Genomic DNA, 20,150 nt, shown 5'->3' on the forward strand with positions numbered 1-20,150 from the left:
TAGTGAAATTTGGTATAATTAATCTATGAATGGCAAATTTAAAACAATTAAGATTTTTAATTAATATAAAATAAATAACTAGTAAATATAAGTTATATAAAGCTTTAGAAAAGTAGGAGGAAAAATAGTGTTTTTCATAATGGGAGTTAGCCAAAATCAAAAAAAGCTAGATTATAAACAACTAAACATATGTAAATGTTGTGGTAAATATTCAAACCTAGAAGTTTACATGACCTATTGGTACTTTATGTTTTTCTTTATACCTATTGCAAAATGGAATAAAGAATACTATGTAAAAACCACTTGTTGTAATAAAATAGCTAAAATAGATGAAGAAATCGGTAAAAAAATTGAAAAAGGACAACCAGTAAATATTGATACAGAAAATCTAGATTTTGGATGTAGTGAAAATAGTGTAAAAGTATGCTCTGTATGTGGATATCAAACTACAGAAGACTTTACATACTGTCCAAAATGTTCAAACAAACTATAATTAAATACATATATAGGGCTAGTCAACTTGACTAGCTTTTTTTATTATAAGTATATGGTAGATTGTTGTGTGATTTACTGTATAAAATAGTTACAATATAGGTATTAGTTATGAAGGTTTAAGAGATATAGAACACCTTTTTAATATAATATCTAACGAATAGCTAATCATTTGACTTGTATTACTATAAACTCTATTAGAGAGATATATATTGAATTAGTTTAAAATCATGAAGTTATTAGTAAAATTATTTTTTAGTTAGTAAATAATTTAATAAAATATAATATAAACATTTTATAATTGTTATATAATGTGAAATATGAGTTATAGAATTTAGAGGTGGGGAGTATGAATAATAAAATTTTAATTATAGAAGATGATATAGAAATATCTAATATGCTAAATGATTATATTTCTAAAAATAATTATGATACGTATATAGCAAGAGATGGAGTAAATGGAGTTAAGATTACAAAAGAAAAGAATCCTGATTTAATTATTCTTGATATAATGTTGCCATATAAAAGTGGCGATGAAGTATTAAGAGAAATTAGGAAATTTTCTAATGCTCCTGTAATTATTTTATCTGCAAAAGAGAGTATACAAATGAAGGTAGATTTATTAAAAATAGGTGCAGATGACTATGTAGTAAAACCTTTTGATTTATCTGAACTTTTAGCTAGAATTGAAACAAATTTAAAAAGGTATGTAAAATCATTTAATCAAACAATAATATATAACTACAAAAATCTAACATTAAATTATGACTTAAAAGAGGTGTTAGTAGGGGAAGAGCTAATAAAACTTACTTCAAAGGAATTTGAAATTTTGTATTTATTAATTAAATATCCAAATAAAGTATTTTCTAAAAAAAATCTTTATGAAGCTGTATGGGAAGACATGTATACATATGATAATGATACAATAAATACTCATATAAGCAATATTAGGAAAAAGATTAATATTGATTTAATTGAAACTGTTTGGGGAATGGGATATAAGTTAAAGTAAAATCTTTAGATATTCTTTAGAAATAACTTTAGAAAAATTTAAATAATAAATATTACTATATAAGGCAAAGGAGATGATATAAATGTCAGAGATTATTTGCCAAACAGTAAATTTGTCAAAAAAATATAAAGATACTGTATCACTTGAAAAAGTAAATATTAATATTAAAAAAGGTGAAATTTATGGACTAATTGGAGAAAATGGTGCTGGGAAAACTACGTTAATTAAAATTATTGCACAACTTATAAAACCAACAGAAGGTAATGTTAAATTATTTGGGGAAACTAGTGAAAATAAGTTATGTAGATTGCAAAAAAAAATTGGATATACAATTGAAACCCCTGCATTATATATGGATATGACGGCAAGACAAAATCTTGAGGTGATACGTATAGAAAAGGGAATACCAGGAACTAGTGATATTGATAAAGTCCTAAGTATGGTGAATCTAAATGATACTGATAAAAAGAAAGTTAAGAACTTTTCATTAGGAATGAAACAGAGATTAGCTTTAGCAGTGGCTTTATTAAATGATCCAGAGATTTTGGTTTTAGATGAACCGTTAAATGGGCTTGATCCTACTGGAATTTCTGAGTTAAGAAATCTTTTAAAAAAATTAAATATTGAAAAAAATATTACAATAATATTATCAAGTCATATTCTTAGCGAACTTTATAAACTAGCAACTTGCTATGGGATTATGCATAAAGGAAAAATAGTTGAAGAGATATCAGCAGAAATTTTAGATGATAGGTGTAAAAAACATATTTTTATAAAGGTTTCTGATATTAAAATTGCATCTATGATATTAGAGAAAGATTTAGGAATTAATGATTTTATTGTATGTGATGATGATATTATTAAGATATATGGTAATTTTGATAAATGTTCGCAAATAAATAAAACCTTAGTATTAAATAGTATATTAGTCGAAGAAATCAGTATTAAAGGAGAATGCTTAGAGTCATACTTCAAAAATTTAATAGGAGGTAAACTTTATGTATAATCTTTTAAAGGCAGAGACTTACAAATTAAAATATAGCAAGGAGTTATTAACTTGTATAATCGGATTATTTGTACTAGGTGCAATAACTATTTATTATGGTGGAGAATCAACTGGAAAGGAATCTTTATCAAGTCAAAGTCGTGAAATGTTTGGGCTTATGGCATGTACTTTGTTTGCTATTACATATATTGGGAAAGATTTTGTATCTAAAACTATAAATCATACATTAACAGCAGGCCATAGAAGAAACAAAGTATTACTAAGCAAATATATATCATACATTGTAGCCTGTATAATTATTTTAATAACAAATTACTTATTTATGGGTGGATTATATAGCCTACTTTATGGATGGGGACAATCCTTTAATGGATCAGAGATATACTTTGTAATAGTATATATATCAATGGGTATATTTTTTGACTTGTGTATTGTATCTATTCCATTTTTTATATGCATGCTTATAAGAAACTCAAGTATTGCAATGGCATTATCTGCTGGTGTAATTGGACTTATATTTGCATTATCTCAAATGCCTTGGGACACAGTTGCTTATAGTATGGGGAGTAAAGATACTTCTCTAGGATTTACTTCTATTATTTTTAGTCTATTTTTTATAGTTATTACATGTTTATTATATTTAATTTGTAATTATAATTTTAAGAAAATGGATATACAATAAATTTCTATGAAAGGATGGATTATAGTATGCTAGAGATTTTAATAATTATAATTATGTTATATACTTTAATCCGTTTTATATCATTAAAAAAACAATTAAGAAAAATTGAAAAACAAGTTTACAATAAAGAAAGAGTTAATATCACTCTAAATGATAAAGATATAGAAAATTTAGCTGCGACTATAAATAACAATGTGCAAGAGCAAAAACAGGTTGAAATAGATATTATGAATAGAGAAGAGAGATTAAAACAGGATATTTCTGATATAGCTCACGATTTAAGAACACCACTTGCATCAATTAGAGGTTATATAACTCTTTTAGATAATTGTACAGAACAAGAAAAGAAAGAATACATAAATATTATTGAAAGAAAATCTGAAGAGTTAAAATTATTAATTAATAATTTTTATGAAATATCCTTATTTGATAATAGTAGTCTAAAAATACAGACTACATCAATAGATATTGTTCAAGTAATTATGGAAATTGTTATTTCTAATTATGCTTTGATAAAAAATAATGAAATTGAAATAGACAATAGATTGCCAGAGAAGCAAATAAAAATTTATGGGGAAGAACTTACTTGTAAAAGAATAATACAAAACTTAATATCTAATTCAATTAAATACTCAAATGGATATATTTCAATACAACTTGACGAATTTGACAATGAAGTAGTATTTACTATTAGAAATAGTGTTTTGGAATTAAAAGAATCGAATTTAGATCATTTATTTGAAAGATTTTACACTGTAGATAAATCTCGTAACCGTAGTGGTAGTGGATTAGGATTATATATTGTAAAACTATTATTAAAAAAAATTGGTGGCGAAGTAAGGGACATAAGTTTAGAAGATGGTATTTTAAGTATTTCAATTATGTTTAAAGCTTTTGTTGAATTAGACAAAGAATTATAAAAAGTACATATACAGAAATACTAGGATATGTAGTTTCTTATATTAAAAGTTCATAATTTTAATATATTGACAATTAAATTATATAAAAATAGCTAGACTTAGATTAATTTAAGTCTAGCTATTTTTATTAATATGTATTAAATGATTATCTAAAACAGTCTATTACAAAATATCATATAATCCTTATTAAATCTCAAGTTCTGCTATAATTAAATTAAAGATTAATAAACTAAAAAACTATATATGGGGGGATTTTGTGAGGTTTAGGGTTTTAATAATTTCTATACTAATAATTTTAACAACAGTTGGATGTTCAAGCACCAACAACTTATCAAAAGAAGATAAACTAGCTGACTTTGAACAACTATACAATGAAATTAAAAATGGGTATCCTTTTTTAGAAGTTAACAAAAGGCAAAATAATATAGACTGGCTAGCTAATAAAGAAACTTATCAAGACTTGATAGAAAAAACATCATCAGACCAAGATTTCGCTGAAAAATTAAACTCTATATTACAAGATTTAAATAGTGGTCATACTGAAGTAATTACTGAAAAGGCATATTTTGATATGTTTAAAGAAGTTTATGGTCCACTGGGATGGTATGACTTTTTTGATGATGAAAATGTAAATAATATGTATAATTCCTTCAAAGATAAAGGAAAACCTATGAGTGAAAGTTTTAAAGATATAGAAATGAAAGACTTAGTAAAAGATAAAATAGGCTATATATACATTCCTCAAATGAATTCAGCAAATGGATCTATTGATGATGATATGAAAAGAATTGAATCCTACCTAAGAAATAGACAAAATTATAAAGCTTTAGTTATTAATATAAGGGGGAACACTGGAGGAACTGATGAATACTGGACTAAGTTAGTATCAATACTTTCAGATAAAAAGTTTGAGTGTGGAGGATATAATTTAGTTAGAAATAATTCAGATGTTATAAATAACTACACTAAGGCTAGAAAGGTAAATCTTAATGATATTAATGAACTGCCTAAAAATATAATTAAAAAGGCTCCAAAAGAATTAACAAGCATGTTTACACACTTTGAAGAGAATAAACTTACAGTTGAAGGAAAGAGCAAAATACCATTTAAAGGGAAAATATATTTATTAGTTGATGATTTTGTATATTCAGGAGCAGAGTCATTTTCTATATTTTGTAAAGAACAAAATTTTGCTACAATAGTGGGGACTAAAACTGGAGGAGATGGTTATGTGTATGATCCAGTTTTATTTAAATTAAACAACAGTGGTCTTATTGTAAGAATGTCATCAGCTATGTATATAACTGACGGTGGTATATGTAATGAAGAAGAAAAAACTACGCCTGATGTAAAAATTGAAAATAATTCCAAAAGGCTAGAACCTTATATTGATAAAGTTTTAGAACTTGAAAATGAAAAATAAAATTTAAATTATAATAAAAACACCTACTAATAGAATCTATCTATATTAGGTGTTTTTAAATGTATATTTATTTTTACTAAATACAAACTTTATAATATAATATAGTAAAAACAAACAATACACCAGTAATAAATATAAATTATTAAGCTAAGGAATTGAGGAAAGATGATATGAATATAAAGACAAAAGATATAGCTAGTAAATCAGGGGTATCTATAGCTACTGTTTCTAGGTATCTAAATAAATCGGGATATGTAAAACAAGAAACAAGGGAATTAATTAAAAAAACAATACAAGAAATAAAAAAACAAGACAAAACATATGAAAAAGAAAAGAATATTGCAGTAGTTTTTCCAGATTTATCAAATATGTTTTTTACAGATGTACTTAAAGGATTAACTGAAGAGGCAGATAAATTAAACTACAATGTATTTTCATTTGACAGCGGTGAAAGTATTGAAAAGGAAATGAAAATAATTGATGCATTAAAAGACTTTAACATTTGTGGGCTAATAATTACAACAACTATAAAAAATAGAGAAACTACTAAAGAACATGTCCAAAATCTAAATTCTTTAGGTGTTCCTGTGATATTAATAGATAGAGACTTAATATTTTGTGATTTTGATGGAATATTTAGTGACAATAAAAAGGGAGCTTTTGATGGTGTAGATACTCTAATAGCTGAGGGACATAAAAAAATAGCTGTAATAACAGGACCTTTAGAGTATGAGACTGCGGGGCTTAGATTAGAAGGCTATAAGCAAGCACATAAGGTAAATGGATTAGAAATAAATGAGGACTACATTCATGAAGGGGATTATCAGATTGATTCAGGGTATAATCTTACAAAAGAAATAGTAAATAACAATAAAGATGTAACTGCAATTTTTAGTTGTAATAATATGATGACATTAGGGGCTATAAATGCATTAAATGAGATGGAAATGAAAATAGGACAAGATATATCATTATTAGGATTTGATGATTTAGAGTTTTTTACATATCTAGGACTAAATATTAGTGTTGTTTCTAGACAAACTTGTGAAATGGGAAGAATAGCTTTTGAAGTTTTATCAAAGAAAATTTTAGAAGAAGAACCATATACTACTCAAAATATAGTATTAAAGCCAAGTATTGTACTTAGAGGTTCGGAAAAGTTAATAAATAATGATAAGAAATAGATGTTAAATATTAATAAAGTCCAGTAGTATTATTTGCTGGACTTTACTTATAATAATTTATTATTTATTTATTGCAAATTAAGCCTGTAAGTATAATTTTCATAAACAATATCAGTTCCACTCTTTTTAAAAGTACCCTCTTTTTCAATCTTAAAACCAAGTTTTCTTAATACTGCATTTGAACCATTATTTAATTTGGCGACATCAGCAGTTATATATTCTGCTCCATTTTCTATACAGAAACTGCACAATGCTCTTACCATTTCTGTAGCATATCCTTGACGCCAATACTTTTTATGAATTGCATATCCTAAATCCCAATGTGTTTTATCTTCACTTGGAAAAGCACTATATGTCCCAATATAATTTCCACCTTCTTTAGAAATTGCAATAAAATAGTAGCATCCATCATATACTTCTACACTATCTTTCCATTTTAGATAAGTATCATTTGCTTTTTCACGTGGTGGGTCTGATAGATATTTTCCCATTTCATCATCTAACCATATATTCAAACAAAAGTCGGTATCTTCTTTTTTGGTGCTTTTAATAATTAATCGTTTTGTTTTTAATTCTATCATTTTCATGTTATCCCCCTATGTAATTATAATTAACGAATATAATTATGCACTGTTTAATTTATTTAAATAATTAAAATATCAAATCTCTATTTATCTATATGACATCAAAAGTATCACTATTTCAAATTATATAATAATTGTGAATCCATATATCTTTAATTATAATGTGTAGAGTACAACAAAGTAGTAGTATATTTTAAATGGGGGATTAAGATGATAACAATATTAAGTGTATCAATGATAGTGTTGGGAATTTTACTTGTGATTGCACAAGTAAAAGAAGGATATGATAAAACATATATAGGAAAATATAATAAAATTAAATTTTTTATAAATTTAGTTTATGGATTTTATTACGTAATAATGGGGTTATTAGCAATATTAAAAGTAATATCAGAAAAGAGGTTTATTAATCTACTTATTCTATTTGGTGTTTTACGTGTTTTAATAGATTATAAAATTAAAACTCAAGAAAATCGTTAGAATTATAAATGTAAATTTCAATTCTTAGATTAGATAGAATAAAAAATCCTATAGATATATCTATTGGATTTTTTTATTTTAATATAATTCATATGCATAATGTGTAATAAATATGAAAAATATGAAAGAAATATGGAAAAAGATATTGAAAAAATGAAAAAAGTATTATATCATATCAAATATAAGGTTGGAAAACGATATCAATAAAAATTTAACAAAGAATATAATTATAAAGGATGATGAACTAAAATGAATGTATATTTAGCAGAATTCATAGGAGTAACAATGTTAATATTTTTTGGTTGTGGAGTTTTGGCAGGAAATTCATTAAAAACATCAGGCTCACACCAAGCAGGAAATGTAGCTATAAATATTTCTTGGGGATGTACAGTCGCAATGGTTATATATTGCCTTGGAGATATAAGTGGGGCTCATATTAATCCTGCAGTTACAATTATGCAAGCAGTTAGAGGTACTTTTGAATGGAGTTTAGTACCAGGGTATGTTTTGGCTCAAATAGCTGGTGGTATGTTTGGTGGTGTATTAGTATATTTTCAATTCATTAATCACTGGGAAAAAACAGATGACCCACAAGCTAAGTTAACTATATTTGCTACTGCACCAACTATAAGAAATAATTTAGCAAACTTCTTTAGTGAGTACATAGTAACATTTGCATTAGTATTTTGTATATTAGGTCTAGACAAAAACACATTCCCAAGTGGATTAAAACCATTAGCAGTTGGATGTTTAATATTTTTAGTAGGAACATCATTTGGTGGAGTAACAGGAGCTGCACTAAATCCAGCTAGAGACTTAGGTCCTCGTTTAGCGCATTTCTTTTTACCAATACCAGGTAAAGGAAGTTCTGATTTTAAATATGCATGGATACCTGTAATAGCCCCTATAATGGGAGCAATTACTTCAGGATTAGTACATCTTGCTTTATACGATGGAGTTGTAGATTATAGACTTTACACTATGATAGGTGTAACAATAGCTACTTTTGTTGGGATAAAGTTAAAGAGTAAAAATGAGGAAAGCATACATAATGAATTAATAGATAAAATTGCGTAACAAAAATTATAAATATGTAAGAAATGTGTAAAAAACATGAAAATATATTACAAATCAAATGACAACAGATAAGGAGAATTTAACATGAAAAAGATATGTGTAATAGGAAGTCTTAATATGGATTTAGTTGTAAATGTTGATGAAATGCCAAAGAAGGGTCAAACATTAATAGGAAGTAAGTTTAAAGAAATACCAGGTGGAAAAGGTGCAAACCAAGCAGTAGCAGCATCAAGACTTGGTGGAGATGTTTATATGATAGGTAAGGTTGGAAATGATGGATTTGGACAAAGTCTATTAAAACAATTAAAAGCAGATAAAGTAAAAACTGATTATGTACAAATTGAAGAAGGACCAAGTGGAGTAGCTCTTATAACTGTAGATAAGAATGCTGAAAACTCTATAGTAGTATCTCCTGGGGCAAACTTTAAATTAGAAGAATCAGATATAGATAAATGTATAGATGGGATAAAAGAAAGTGAAATAGTTGTAATACAACTTGAAACTCCAATAGATACTATAAAATACGCTTTAGAAAAATCAAAAGAATTAGGTAAGTTTACAATATTAAATCCAGCACCAGCAGTTAAGCTAAGTGATGATATTATAAAAAATGTAGATTTATTAACTCCAAATGAAACAGAACTTGAAATATTAAGTGGAGTGAAAATAGAAAATGAAGATGATATAAAAAAAGCAGCTAATGTAATGATACAAAAAGGTGTAAAACAACTTATAGTTACATTAGGATCAAAGGGAAGTCTTTATTTAGATAAGGATAACGTAAAATTTAAAAAGTCATATAAAGTAGAGGCAATAGATACAACAGCTGCAGGAGATAGTTACACAGGAGCATTAGCAGTAGCATTTTCCAAAGGTAAAGATATAGATGAAGCTATGGACTTTGCATCAAAGGTAGGGGCTTTATGTGTTACTAATGTAGGAGCACAAACATCAATACCAAGTTTATACGATATTATGAATTATAATTTTGATAAATAAAAAAATAGTACATAAATTAAGGAGATTGAAGATGAAAAAGTCAGTTTTAATAAATAGCGAAATATCATCAGTAATATCAAAAATGGGACACACAGACATGTTAACAATATGTGATAGTGGTCTTCCTATACCAAGGGATGTAGATAGAATCGATTTAGCATTAAAACATGGTATACCAACATTTTTAGATACATTAGATACAGTACTTGAAGAATTAAAAGTTGAAGAAGTTGTAATAGCTTGTGAGATGGAAGAGGTTAGTAAAAATTTATATAAAGAGATAGAAAATAGATTTAAGGGTATAAAAATAACTAAAGTGCCTCACGAAGATTTTAAAATAATGACTAAAGATTCTATGGCTACAGTTAGAACAGGTGAGTTTACACCATATGCAAATATAATATTAAAATCTGGAGTAGTATTTTAGCAATTTATAAGCAATATGTAATAAGTTAAGGAGGAACGAATGGTTCCTTCTTTTTTATTATAAGAAAATTATTATATTTAAAAAATATATGTATAACTTTTGTTTTAAAGTAATATGAATGTATTTAAAAAGTAAAAATTGAGAACAGGTTATAAAGACAAGTGTTCACGAAAACATCTGTTTTAGTGTATATATTGAATAATATAGTTTTTATAGATAATAAGTATTTAGAATGCTATCATTAAATAAGTAGGGAATTTTCAGAAAATTAACTTAAAGGGGGATTTAATATAATGGATATAAGAAAACATAATGAACTTGCTTGGGACAATGAAGTTAAGATAGGTAATAAATGGACAATACCAGTAAGTTCTATGGATATTGAAATGGCTCGAAAAGGAGAGTATAAAATACTATTAACTCCAACGAAACCTGTTCCTAAAAATTGGATTGGGGATGTGTCAGGAAAAGATTTACTATGCCTTGCATCTGGAGGAGGTCAACAAGGTCCGATATTTTCGGCACTTGGAGCTAATGTAATAGTTTTTGATAATAGTAAGGAGCAACTATCAAAAGATAAAATGGTAGCTAATAGAGATAACTTAAATATAAACATTGAACAAGGGGATATGAGAGATTTATCAAGGTTTAATAATGAAACCTTTGATTTTATATTTCATGCAGTTTCGAATTGCTTTATTGATAATGTGGAAAAGGTATGGTCTGAATGTTATAGAGTTTTAAAACCAGGTGGTGTATTAATAGCAGGATTTGCAAATCCTATTTCGTATATTTTTGATTTATACGAATGGGAAAAAAATAATAAATTGATTGTTAGAAATAGCATACCATACTCAGATATAGAGCAACTTACAAAGGAGCAGTTGGAAGAAAGGATACAAACCAAAGATACGTTAGAATTTGGTCACTCTTTACAAAGTCAAATTGGAGGTCAAATTGATGCTGGTTTTGTAATTAGTGGTTTTTATGAAGATAAATTAGGAAATGGATTATTAGATAATCATATAGATACATTTATTGCAACTAAAGCAATAAAGTTATAGTTGATTTTAAAAGGATGTAGCAATTTTTATTACATCCTTTTTGTGTTCAATAAAACATATATTTTCGTGAACATATTTAATTGTATCAATTAAGTATGCAAGCATTTATAATAGAATTAAAACTGTATATAGATATAATTATATCTAAATGCTTATACTAGGGAGAGAGTTAAATGATTAAAAATTATAAAATATATTATGAAAATAAATTAATAAATAAATATGTAGATGATAAAAACAAATTTAAAATTTTAGATAATATTGAGATTAAAGGTCAAATTAAAGTTTTTGACAGTTTGAGCAAAGATAATCTAATTTTTGAATCCGATGTTTTTAGAAATACTGTGAATTCAGATTACATTAGTTATAAAGCAAATTGTCAAGATGTTTTAAGTAGATATATTAAAGGAATATTACTTGGAGATGTGTATTTTCCTATGTTAGAGATGTCAGATTCAGAAAAAAATTTCGATGAAATATGCAACTCACTTTATGTAGAGATATATTTAGAAGCTGAAGATAAAGGTCGTATAGAATTTTGTTCTTCTGAGCTTTTAAAGAACTTATATAAAACAATTAAAATTTTAGATACTGATTGTATAAATGATTTCAATTGTTTTTTAGATATTTTAGAAAAAGAGTTAATTTTAGATTGCGAAAAAAAAGAATTTAAAAATTTGAAGGATAAGTTTATAAAAAAATTTAATTCTTGTTTAAAGAATTTAGGGGATATGAGTTAGTATGCTAAACTTATATAAGCATTATTAAAATTTATAAAAGGGGCGATTTTTATTAAGAAAGTATTTATTGGGATGATTATATTAGTAGCTATATTATTAGGTAATGCTTTTATAGAAAAGGAACAGAAAAATAAAATATCTATTATTGAGAAAGAGGAAGATGTTATTAGGACTTATTTAAATGAGAAAACAGAGGATATTGTTTCAAGTGATGATGGAAAGTGTTTTAGTGCTTTTGAGGTTTTGGGAGCGAGGAAGGATAAAGTTTATCTTTTGGTGTTAAAGTATAATGAAAGTGGTGGAGCTAGTTATACACCTGTGGTTTTGAAGGTTGATAATAATGCTGATAATTTTAGTGTTATTTCACATAAGATACCAAGGGATGGAGCTTATTTTAGTGATGATGTAAAGAAGCTTTTTCCGATGCGTTTAAGAAATAGGGCTTTTAGAATTGATAGAGAATCTGAGGTTAGACTTAAGAATTTAGAAAAACAAATAGAAAAAATGAGGAGAAATGCTTGTTCTCCTCATTTTTTTTATGGATATAAACAAAATAATATTTACGGTGTACAAAGTATTTTAATAAGTATTTTTAATGCATTTAATCAATATCATCTTCGTCCATATCTAGTTCTCTTTTAATTTTATCTTGCTTTTTTTTACTAATATAGTGAAAAAGATAATTCATACCACCAAATACTACTGTGAATGTTAAAAAGTAACTTAAAAGATATCCTATATTTTTTTCACCTGTTAACAAAGCAGCAAAAACAACAGATCCTAGCCCATAAAGTAAGGCGTTTTTAAAAATACTCTTATTTGAATCACTATCATCACCAAAAACATTATTACCTAGATTTAAATTACGAATAAGACTATAAAATCCAGCACCTATTAAACATAACAACTCAGCCATGTATTGACTAGGTGGAGATTGCAAAAATATCTGTTGAACTACAACTGATAAAAGTAATGCGTAAATTAATAATTGAAATCCATCACTTTGAAGTTTTCTTGTTTGAGATATAACTCTTTCATCTTTATTTTTAACATTTTTCATTATTATTCCTCCCAAAATAAATCATCTAAGGTTTTCCCTAAAGCCTTACATATTGAAGTACAAAGATTTAGAGTAGGGTTATAGTTTCCGGATTCTATTAACCCTATAGTCTGCCTTGTTACTCCTACTGCTTTGGCTAAATCTTCTTGTTTCATATCACATTCAATACGAGCTATTTTCATTCTTTTATTTTTCATATAAACCTCCCTATATTTAAAATAGTATGATAAACATAACAAAAAGTAAACTATATATTGCATTATGTATAATAAAATATTTATTTTAGGTATTTATATTGATGATACTATATAAAAATATATACATATATATTTTTATTTAAATATGATAAAAGGTGAAATATATAAAAAAAGTGCCTAAATTAGACACTTTTTTATTATTAAAGAACTGCAAATTTTAAAGATGATAAAAAGCATTTATACAAATGTTTATTTATTAAAAATGAAATGCTAGAAAAAACTTAGCCATATAGGTTTAACATAATTCATAGGTGCTACATCTGGAAACATTAAAACCATACGAATAATGTATACTAGTAATACAAGTATTACTAAAAAAATCCATATATTTTTATTTTTAATGAGTTTTGCAAAAAAATTATTACTACTAAATAAAAACACTATTGCAATAAAAATCGGAATTAGAAATAAAGGATGATAATAAAAAGCTTTTTTTATATCTCCATGCAGAAAGCTTTCTAAAGCTCTAGTCATACCACATCCAGGACATGGAATTCCGATTTTGTTTTTTAATAAACATCTTGTATCACTACCTAAAATACGAAAAATAGAAAATCCAAATGTTAATATTACTATTTTAATAAATAAGTTTTTAATTTTAAGTTTCATATTAAATTTCCTTAATTGTTTTTTATGTTAATTTTATTAATTACTATATAAAAAATACTCTATATTAAAATAGAGTATTTTTATATTAAGCAAATTTATTTAGATCAGATTGCATTATTATATAGTTAACTAAACCAAATCCAAATACAGAAAGTATTATATATAATATAGCATTGTCTGATATTCTAATGTTTCTTTCTTCACCAGCAAAAACTAACATTTTTGCTATTTTATAGTTTAGATATATTCCATATAAGCCACATGTTACTATAGTAAGTACAAGTGAAAGACCAGGATTTAAATCTTCCTCTGGTACTAATGCAGAAGTATCTTCTAGTATTTTATAAAGCCAAACTATACTCCAAATTCCACATGTTACAATAGATAATAATAGCTGTATTATTGGGTTTCTTTCTTCGATAATATTATTCATATTTTTAAATATTCCCCTCTTTTTTATTATAAAATTCCATAGATAAATATACTATATTTACCAAAATAATTCAATGAAAATTTATAAAACTGTATTTACAGAGTTTATATGTAAAATAGAGTTTAAAATAAGTTTTCACTTTTATTATATTAAAAATTAAGTAAATTGATTACATAAAAAATTGTTAATCACTCAATAAGTAAGAAAAAGGAAATGTGACTAATATGTAATTTTATTTAGGGTTGGCTATTGTATAATGATAAATAGGAATATAATGTAAAGTTGGAGGAAATTATGATAAACGTTCTTATGATAGAAGATGATAGCACAATAGCCTTTGGAGTAAAGTATGCCTTAGAGCAAGAAGGTTTTAATATTGATATATGCAAGGATTTAGAAAGTGGTAGACAAAACATTAATAACAAGGAATATAATATTATCCTATTAGATGTAATGCTACCGGATGGAAATGGATACGAATTTTGCAAAGAAATTAGACAAACATTAGATACACCAATAATATTTTTAACAGCTTGTGATGAAGAAGTAAATATAGTTACAGGATTAGATATCGGGGGAGATGACTATGTAACAAAACCATTTAGAGTAAGAGAGCTTATTTCTAGAATGAATGCAGTACTTAGAAGAAAAGGTAATAATAATGAAAACAAAAAGGTAGTAAAATTTGGAGATTTAAGTATTAATACATTAGAAGCTAGGGTTTATAAAAAAGGAGAAGAAATTTTTCTAACTTCTGTTGAGTATAAATTATTATTAATTTTAATACAAAACAAGAATGTAGTTTTAAGTAGAACAAAAATTTTAGAAAAGTTATGGGATGTTACTTACGATTTTGTAAATGATAATACACTTACAGTTTATATAAAAAGGCTTAGAGAAAAAATAGAAGATGACTCAACTAATCCAAAATACATACTTACAGTAAGAGGGGTTGGTTATAAGTGGGATGGAAGTGAAAAAAATGTTTCTATCTAACATTGAGATAAAAAGCTTTATAAGAAACTATATAGTCTTATTTATAATTACAATAATGGTATCAATAGGAATTAGCTTTATAAGTGTAAATATAATAAAGAACAAGATAGTAGAAAATAATCAAGCTATAGTAGGGGCCATAGTTTCTAAAAATCCAAATTTAGAAACTAATATAGTAGATATAATAACTCAAGGAAAATCAAAAGATAATTTAAGTTTAGGGAAAAAAGTATTAAGCAAGTACAACTATGATAAAAATATAAGTTTTAATAATGAACCAATTATAAAAGACAGTATAAAAGAATTATTTAGCATAAATGCATTATTTATAGTTATCATATTTATATTTATTTTTATCTTGGTTATGTATTGTTTTAAAAAGATATATAGTGATATAAAGGATATGACAAATTATGTATACAACAGTTCAGAAGGTAGATATTTTGAAATGAAGAATAAAAACCAAGAAGGGCAAATAGGTCTTCTTAAAACTGAGCTTTTAAAAATGACCAATATACTTAAAGAAAAAGTAGAGTTATTAAACAATGAAAAAATATTTTTAAATAATACTATATCTGATATTTCACATCAATTAAAAACTCCTATGACTTCATTAATAATACTTAACGACTTAATGTATGGTGATATACCAAAAGAAACTAAAATAGAATTTTTAGATAAAATAAAGTCTCAGTTAAATAGGATGGAGTGGCTTATAAAAAGTATGTTAAAGCTTTCTAAGGTAGAAGCAAAAGTTATTGATTTTAAACATGAAAAAGTAAATATTAAAGAATTGGTAAAAAGAGCAATCCAACCAAGTTTAATTCCAATTGAACTTAAAAATATACAACTTAGTATAATTGGTGAGGACAATATTAATTATGAAGGGGATATAGATTGGTCTTGTGAAGCTTTAGTTAATATAATTAAAAATTGTGTTGAACATACTCCAAAAGATGGGAATTTAAAAATTAATTATGAAGAAAATCCACTGTACTGTGAAATAACTATAAAAGACAGTGGAGAAGGAATAGACAAAAAAGATTTACCTCATATATTTAAAAGATTTTATAAAGGTAAAAGTAGCTCAAAAGAAGATAGCGTTGGAATTGGGCTAGCTATGGCAAAGTCTATAATAGAAAGTCAAAATGGAGATATATACGTTAAAAGTGAAAAAGGAAAAGGAGCAGAATTTCATATTATATTCCATAAAACCTATAGTGACTAATTTGTAATATTTAATTCACTTTAGAGTAATAACCAGTCTATAAAATATAAAGTATAAGAGAAAGTGAAGTTAAACTTTTATAAAGAGGAATATATGGAGGGTAGTATGGAAATTTTAAGAGTTGAAAATTTAACTAAAAGTTATGGTAAAGGTGAGACAAAGGTAGACGCTTTAAAAAATATAAACTTATCAATAAACAAAGGTGAGTTTGTTGCAATAGTAGGACCAAGTGGTAGTGGTAAAAGTACTTTACTACATTTGATAGGTGGAGTTGATAGGCCAACTAGTGGAAAGGTATTTATAAATGATGTTGATATATACAGTTTAAAAGAAAAGGATTTATCTATATTTAGAAGAAGAAATGTAGGACTTATATATCAGTTTTACAATTTAATACCTGTACTTAGTGCAAAGGAAAATATATTATTACCAGCAGAGCTTGATAATAGAAAAATAGATAAAAAATATTTAGATGATTTGTTAAAAACTCTAGGATTAAAAGAAAGAGAAAATCATCTTCCAAATGAGTTAAGTGGAGGACAACAACAAAGAATTTCTATAGGCAGAGCACTTATAAATAGACCATCTATAGTTCTTGCAGATGAACCAACAGGAAACTTAGATAGTAAGAACTCAAAGGAAGTATTAGAGCTATTAAAGTTATCCGTAAAGAGATACAATCAAACTTTAATAATGATAACTCATGATACTAATATTGCTCTTCAAGCTGATAGAGTTATAACTATTGAAGATGGAACTATTAAAGATGACGAGGTGATATAAATGAACTTATACACTTCTTTAACTTTAAGATATTTAAAAGAAAATAAGAAAAGAACAATAGTTACGATAATAGGTATTCTATTATCTACATCACTTATTTGTGGAATAGGGAATATATTTGAAAGTTTTATGGATTATCAAATTAGAGAAACTATAAATAGAAAAGGAGCTTTCCATGCAACTTTTCACGATATAAAAAAAGAGGATGTAGACAAGATAACAAAGAGTTCGGGAATATCTAAAAGCTCTATTAGTGATAATTTAGGTTACTCAAAGTTAAGCAATGAAAAAAAGAATTTAGTTTCAGTTAAAGCTTTTGATAAAAATGGATTTGAAGGCTATCAAATAAAGTTAAAGGAAGGTAGATTTCCAACTAATAGCAATGAGATTGTATTAAGTGAAAGAGCCATGCCTTTGATTGATAAAAAAGTAGGAGATAGCATAAATTTAAATATTGGAAAAAGAGTAGATAAAAATCAAAAAGAGATAGAAATTCCAATAGTACATGATAATGAAACTATAGTAGATGGTAAAAGTAAAAACTTTAAGATTGTTGGTGTTATGAATAAACTAGACGATGATATTGATAATGATGTTGTAAGTGGAATAACTTATTTAGATATAAAAGAAAAAAATAAAGGTGATAAAGTAAATGTAGCTATATGTGCTAATGAGCCTAGTGAAATTTATGAAATTGCACCAGCTATATCTAAAAATTTAGGTTTAAAAGTAGCAAGTAATGATGATAGTGATAATATGATTTATAACAATGATAATGGTGTAGCTTATGAAAACTTATCATTTAATGAACACTTATTAAGATTAAAGGGTGCAAGTGCTTATGCTAATATAAATAGAAGTATTAATGCAGCTATGTTTGTAGTTACTACTTTAGTAGTTGTATGTACAGTGGCTACAATATATAATGCTTTTAGCATTTCTATAAATGATCGTAAAAAACAATTTGGAATATTAAACTCTATAGGAGCAACAAAATCTCAGATTATGAAGATAGTGTTTATAGAAGCTATTGTAGTAAGTGTAATAGGAATACCTTTAGGATTAATAACTGGAACTTTTGCAATAGATTTAATATTTAAGCTAATAAAATACATGTTTAGTAGTTCGCTTATTGCACAGCTTAATTTAAGAGTAGTGTATAATCCCTATGTAATTATATTAAGTGCGTTAATAGTATTATCAACTATATTAGTTTCGGCAATACTTCCAGCCCTTAATGCAGCTAAAACACCACCTCTTGAAGCTATAAAAAATAGTTCTAGCCTTAAATTAGGAAAAGTAAAAGATTCTAAGTTGGTTAGATTATTATTTAAAACTGAAGGGGTTTTAGCGTATAAGAATTTAAGAAGAAATAAAAAGAAATTTAGGATAACTTTATTCTCGTTAATAATTAGTGTGGTGATATTTATATCTTTTAGTGGCTTTGTAGAGTTATTTATAAAAGCTAATGAGGCTAGTGTTGGACAAGTGAATTATGATGTAAGATTGTGGAAAGGCGGCATTTTAGAAGGAGATAAAATAATAGATGATTTAAATAAGGTAAATGGTATTAAAAAGATTAGTGTTAGAAATGATTATGGAGTAGGTTTTGATGTTAAGGAAAGTAATATAAATAAAGATTATAAGGATTTGATAGATAAGACATTTTCTAAAAAGAATAAAGATGGTGAAACTGTATATGAATTTAATTATGACCAAAATATTTTCCAATTTACAGGAGATAAAGATATAGACAATTTAAAATTAATAAATGGTAGTTTTGATAAAGAAACTGCTATAAAAGAAAATGGGATAATACTTAGAAATAAAAGTTCTTATAGTGAGCCTGGGAAAAAGTATGATGTTTCTTTAACTAATTATAAGGTAGGAGATACGATAAATGCATATAAGTTTTCTAGGGATGAAAATGGTAAACAAATAAATGAGCCAATTAAATTAAAGGTTTTAGCTACTACTGATGATTTACTTCCAGGAAATAAGATGTCTACTTATATGGGAATTGATTTTATAACTTATAATGAGGTAGGATCAAAGTTAGGTTATGATATTAATAGTGGAAATATATATATAAATTCAGATAAAAGCAAAGATACTAGAGATGCTTTAAAGAAAATTGGAGAAAAATATGGATATAATGTACATGACGAAGTAGATAATGCATTAGAAATGGAGCAGTCTATTATAGCAATAAAAATATTTGTATATGGTTTTGTGTTAGTTATATCTTTGGTGAGTATAACAAATATTGTAAATACTATAAGTACGAATATAAATTTAAGAAAAAGAGAGTTTGCTATAATTAAGTCAATAGGTGTAACTCCACAGGGGTTTAATAAGATGATATATCTTGAGAGTTTGTTATATGGGGTTTTAGCTTTAGTATATGGAGTTCCTATAGGTCTTTTAATTGATGTTATTATGAATAAGATTATGGGAAATGTTGTTCAGTTGGGTATGATACTTCCTTGGAATGCTGTTTTAGTATCTATTGTAGGGGTATTTGTGATTACGTTTATTGCTTCATATATACCTATGAGAAAGATAAATAAGGAAAATATAATAGAAAATATTAGACAAGAGAGTATATAATGAGTTAGCTTTGGAGAGTCGGAGGTTATATAGCATCTTCCTGCACTTAAAGCCTAAAGGGCAAGGCTTTAACGTTTAGTCAGA

General features: G+C 26.1%; 23 protein-coding genes. 18 read left to right on the forward strand and 5 right to left on the reverse strand.

Going from position 1 to position 20,150, the window contains the following annotated elements:
* The first annotated feature begins 127 nt into the window (after positions 1-127).
* The 7 genes from ATCC9714_RS07215 (at position 128) to ATCC9714_RS07245 (ending at position 6,719) form a co-directional block, all read left to right on the forward strand.
* On the forward strand, positions 128-493 hold the full coding sequence (locus ATCC9714_RS07215; RefSeq protein ID WP_021124354.1) for a zinc ribbon domain-containing protein: 366 nt from the start codon (positions 128-130) through the stop codon (positions 491-493).
* 348 nt (positions 494-841) lie between these two features.
* On the forward strand, positions 842-1,504 hold the full coding sequence (locus ATCC9714_RS07220) for a response regulator transcription factor (protein WP_054630032.1): 663 nt from the start codon (positions 842-844) through the stop codon (positions 1,502-1,504).
* Between the two features lie 82 nt (positions 1,505-1,586).
* Positions 1,587-2,510: an ABC transporter ATP-binding protein gene (locus tag ATCC9714_RS07225; RefSeq protein WP_054630033.1), complete on the forward strand. Its 924-nt coding sequence runs from the start codon at positions 1,587-1,589 to the stop codon at positions 2,508-2,510.
* A complete protein-coding gene (locus ATCC9714_RS07230; protein WP_054630034.1) occupies positions 2,503-3,192 on the forward strand; it encodes an ABC transporter permease subunit in 690 nt (229 codons plus the stop codon). The genes ATCC9714_RS07225 and ATCC9714_RS07230 overlap by 8 nt, the downstream gene beginning before the upstream one ends.
* Positions 3,193-3,218: 26 nt before the next feature.
* Positions 3,219-4,112, forward strand: coding sequence for a sensor histidine kinase (locus ATCC9714_RS07235; protein ID WP_057574281.1), 894 nt, complete (start codon positions 3,219-3,221; stop codon positions 4,110-4,112).
* Between the two features lie 256 nt (positions 4,113-4,368).
* A complete protein-coding gene (locus ATCC9714_RS07240; protein WP_054630036.1) occupies positions 4,369-5,535 on the forward strand; it encodes a S41 family peptidase in 1,167 nt (388 codons plus the stop codon).
* Positions 5,536-5,705: 170 nt separating this feature from the next.
* On the forward strand, positions 5,706-6,719 hold the full coding sequence (locus tag ATCC9714_RS07245) for a LacI family DNA-binding transcriptional regulator (RefSeq protein WP_057539370.1): 1,014 nt from the start codon (positions 5,706-5,708) through the stop codon (positions 6,717-6,719).
* A gap of 68 nt (positions 6,720-6,787) precedes the next feature.
* On the opposite strand, the gene ATCC9714_RS07250 is transcribed toward ATCC9714_RS07245, so the two are convergent.
* Positions 6,788-7,234, reverse strand: coding sequence for a GNAT family N-acetyltransferase (locus ATCC9714_RS07250; RefSeq protein WP_244465164.1), 447 nt, complete (start codon positions 7,232-7,234; stop codon positions 6,788-6,790).
* 279 nt (positions 7,235-7,513) lie between these two features.
* Here ATCC9714_RS07250 and ATCC9714_RS07255 point away from each other — a divergent pair, with 279 nt between their 5' ends.
* From ATCC9714_RS07255 to ATCC9714_RS07285, 7 genes are all read left to right on the forward strand, one after another.
* Positions 7,514-7,783 carry a hypothetical protein gene (locus tag ATCC9714_RS07255; protein ID WP_021124368.1) on the forward strand — a complete coding sequence of 90 codons (270 nt, stop codon included), beginning with the start codon at positions 7,514-7,516 and terminating at the stop codon, positions 7,781-7,783.
* A 249-nt stretch (positions 7,784-8,032) separates the two neighbouring features.
* A complete protein-coding gene (locus ATCC9714_RS07260) occupies positions 8,033-8,860 on the forward strand; it encodes an MIP/aquaporin family protein (RefSeq protein WP_021124369.1) in 828 nt (275 codons plus the stop codon).
* An 84-nt stretch (positions 8,861-8,944) separates the two neighbouring features.
* Positions 8,945-9,859, forward strand: coding sequence for a ribokinase (gene rbsK, locus ATCC9714_RS07265; RefSeq protein WP_021124370.1), 915 nt, complete (start codon positions 8,945-8,947; stop codon positions 9,857-9,859).
* A gap of 31 nt (positions 9,860-9,890) precedes the next feature.
* Positions 9,891-10,286: a D-ribose pyranase gene (gene rbsD / locus ATCC9714_RS07270; RefSeq protein WP_057544883.1), complete on the forward strand. Its 396-nt coding sequence runs from the start codon at positions 9,891-9,893 to the stop codon at positions 10,284-10,286.
* A 293-nt stretch (positions 10,287-10,579) separates the two neighbouring features.
* Positions 10,580-11,350 (forward strand): class I SAM-dependent methyltransferase, encoded by a 771-nt coding sequence (locus ATCC9714_RS07275; protein ID WP_057536211.1) that lies wholly within the window; start codon positions 10,580-10,582, stop codon positions 11,348-11,350.
* Positions 11,351-11,523: 173 nt separating this feature from the next.
* Positions 11,524-12,090, forward strand: a complete 567-nt coding sequence (locus ATCC9714_RS07280; RefSeq protein WP_057544884.1) for a hypothetical protein — start codon at positions 11,524-11,526, stop codon at positions 12,088-12,090.
* Between the two features lie 72 nt (positions 12,091-12,162).
* Positions 12,163-12,732 carry a hypothetical protein gene (locus tag ATCC9714_RS07285; protein WP_021124375.1) on the forward strand — a complete coding sequence of 190 codons (570 nt, stop codon included), beginning with the start codon at positions 12,163-12,165 and terminating at the stop codon, positions 12,730-12,732.
* On the opposite strand, the gene ATCC9714_RS07290 is transcribed toward ATCC9714_RS07285, so the two are convergent.
* From ATCC9714_RS07290 to ATCC9714_RS07305, 4 genes are all read right to left on the reverse strand, one after another.
* Complete coding sequence (locus tag ATCC9714_RS07290) at positions 12,692-13,150, reverse strand: DUF6773 family protein (protein WP_057544885.1); 459 nt, start codon at positions 13,148-13,150, stop codon at positions 12,692-12,694. The genes ATCC9714_RS07285 and ATCC9714_RS07290 overlap by 41 nt on opposite strands.
* Positions 13,151-13,152: 2 nt before the next feature.
* Positions 13,153-13,347 (reverse strand): helix-turn-helix transcriptional regulator, encoded by a 195-nt coding sequence (locus tag ATCC9714_RS07295; protein ID WP_021124377.1) that lies wholly within the window; start codon positions 13,345-13,347, stop codon positions 13,153-13,155.
* Positions 13,348-13,617: 270 nt separating this feature from the next.
* Positions 13,618-14,016 (reverse strand): DUF2752 domain-containing protein, encoded by a 399-nt coding sequence (locus ATCC9714_RS07300; protein ID WP_081013599.1) that lies wholly within the window; start codon positions 14,014-14,016, stop codon positions 13,618-13,620.
* Between the two features lie 85 nt (positions 14,017-14,101).
* Complete coding sequence (locus ATCC9714_RS07305) at positions 14,102-14,449, reverse strand: DUF4234 domain-containing protein (RefSeq protein ID WP_021124379.1); 348 nt, start codon at positions 14,447-14,449, stop codon at positions 14,102-14,104.
* 294 nt (positions 14,450-14,743) lie between these two features.
* Here ATCC9714_RS07305 and ATCC9714_RS07310 point away from each other — a divergent pair, with 294 nt between their 5' ends.
* From ATCC9714_RS07310 to ATCC9714_RS07325, 4 genes are all read left to right on the forward strand, one after another.
* Positions 14,744-15,445: a response regulator transcription factor gene (locus tag ATCC9714_RS07310; RefSeq protein WP_021129902.1), complete on the forward strand. Its 702-nt coding sequence runs from the start codon at positions 14,744-14,746 to the stop codon at positions 15,443-15,445.
* The gene (locus ATCC9714_RS07315) at positions 15,432-16,673 is read left to right on the forward strand and encodes a sensor histidine kinase (protein ID WP_057545359.1); all 1,242 of its coding nucleotides are present in this window, start codon (positions 15,432-15,434) and stop codon (positions 16,671-16,673) included. Before ATCC9714_RS07310 ends, ATCC9714_RS07315 begins: the two co-directional genes overlap by 14 nt.
* A 105-nt stretch (positions 16,674-16,778) precedes the next feature.
* Positions 16,779-17,456, forward strand: a complete 678-nt coding sequence (locus tag ATCC9714_RS07320) for an ABC transporter ATP-binding protein (protein ID WP_057544886.1) — start codon at positions 16,779-16,781, stop codon at positions 17,454-17,456.
* Entirely contained in the window at positions 17,457-20,066 is a 2,610-nt protein-coding gene (locus ATCC9714_RS07325) for an ABC transporter permease (RefSeq protein WP_057544887.1), read from the forward strand.
* Positions 20,067-20,150 lie beyond the last annotated feature (84 nt).

The organism is Paraclostridium sordellii, from assembly GCF_000953675.1.
GTDB classification, from domain to species: Bacteria; Bacillota; Clostridia; order Peptostreptococcales; family Peptostreptococcaceae; genus Paraclostridium; species Paraclostridium sordellii.